The following is a 475-nucleotide window of genomic DNA, read 5'->3' as shown; positions in this document are numbered from 1 at the left end:
GAACTGGCGGGAACGCGACCTGTCGGGCGGCCGGTACGGCAACACGCGCGACCGCAATCCCTATGACGCCAGCGACAACGGCTGGAACGCGCCCGACGACAATGTGCGCGACGATGGCGCCTGGCGGCGCGGCCGTACGGCATGGGGCACGGAATCGGGCCGGCAGGGCAACCAGGCACGTGGCGGCCCGGTCTACTATCCAGCCCGCTCCACCTACGACGAGAACCGCGACGAGAGCACGCCGCACAACCGCGGCTACGTGACCGCCTACAGCAGCGGCTATGAGGATGGCTATCAGGCCGCCTCGCGCTCGCCCGGCACCACGCCCGCCCGGCGCGCCGACCCCAATCCCCCTTACGAGCCCTACCAGCCCCAGCCCCAGCCCCAGCGCGGCTACGAGGCCGAGGCCGGCCGCAACTACCGCCAGCGCTCACGCGGTGACCAGTCGTTCGGGCAGGAGCGGTCGCCCTATGGC

General features: G+C 72.0%; 1 protein-coding gene. It reads left to right on the top strand.

The window, feature by feature from the left end; all coding sequences use genetic code 11:
• On the top strand, positions 1 to 475 hold a 475-nt coding region (locus AC1DIH_RS28185; protein ID WP_477774096.1), incomplete at both ends, for a hypothetical protein.

Source organism: Pseudomonas sp. 05N36 (assembly GCF_056397385.1).
This window is presented reverse-complemented; position numbering and strand designations above follow the sequence as displayed.